3 protein-coding genes are annotated in these 647 nt (G+C 32.1%); all 3 read right to left on the reverse strand.

What is annotated here, in order from left to right; translation table 11 throughout:
• On the reverse strand, positions 1-195 hold a 195-nt coding region (locus DYY66_RS10365), incomplete at its 3' end, for a hypothetical protein (protein WP_166289013.1).
• Positions 192-449 (reverse strand): hypothetical protein, encoded by a 258-nt coding sequence (locus DYY66_RS10370; RefSeq protein WP_166289015.1) that lies wholly within the window; start codon positions 447-449, stop codon positions 192-194. The genes DYY66_RS10365 and DYY66_RS10370, both read right to left, overlap by 4 nt.
• Positions 446-647 (reverse strand): hypothetical protein (locus DYY66_RS13320; protein WP_218583724.1); only part of this gene is annotated, 202 nt, incomplete at its 5' end. The genes DYY66_RS10370 and DYY66_RS13320, both read right to left, overlap by 4 nt.

The raw sequence follows: 647 nt of genomic DNA on the forward strand, positions 1-647 counted from the left end.
AGACCCACTGTTTAAAAGAAATTCCACATACCCAAACACAGTAAATCGTATTACGTAACCAAATGATCCTTCATTTTGTACAGGTTCTTTACTATGACACATGATTCCAATTGGTTGGGTAACAGGAATTAGAAAACAAAATGCCAAGAATATTGAAATTCCTATAGCGGTGATGATTACAAACTTCTTTTTCATTTTTGCCACTTTCTTGAAATAATCATTATCACAATGCCACTTGGGAGTAAAATTAACCCAGGAATTACATCATGTTCTGGACTTAAAATGTCAGGAACATGACTAATGAAGGGATTACTACTGCCTGCTTTTACAGGCGTAGTCTTCATCTTTTGTATGTCATCTTGATATATTTGATAATAAACACCACTTAGTACAAAAAATATGCTACCAACTATGATGAGGATAATTCCAACAATTGATAATTTTCTCATATCATCCACTTTCTAAAAATAACTAAAATTATACTACCTGATAAAATGAATCCAATTCCCAAACCAAAATATCCTTCGTAACTCTTGATGATGGTATCTTTTGTAACACATATGAGATTGTTGCAAATGCATTGAACTCCATTACAATTGGCTTTACTATCAGTTAGTTCTTTATTCTCCTCCAAATAATTTGGAATG

The sequence above is a fragment of the Candidatus Nitrosotalea sp. FS genome, from assembly GCF_011319475.1.
Taxonomy (GTDB): Archaea; Thermoproteota; Nitrososphaeria; order Nitrososphaerales; family Nitrosopumilaceae; genus Nitrosotalea.

Excerpts from the sequence above, each read along its gene's own strand:
- DYY66_RS10370 (WP_166289015.1), bottom strand. The coding sequence starts at position 449 with ATGAGAAAATTATCAATTGTTGGAATTATCCTCATCATAGTTGGTAGC.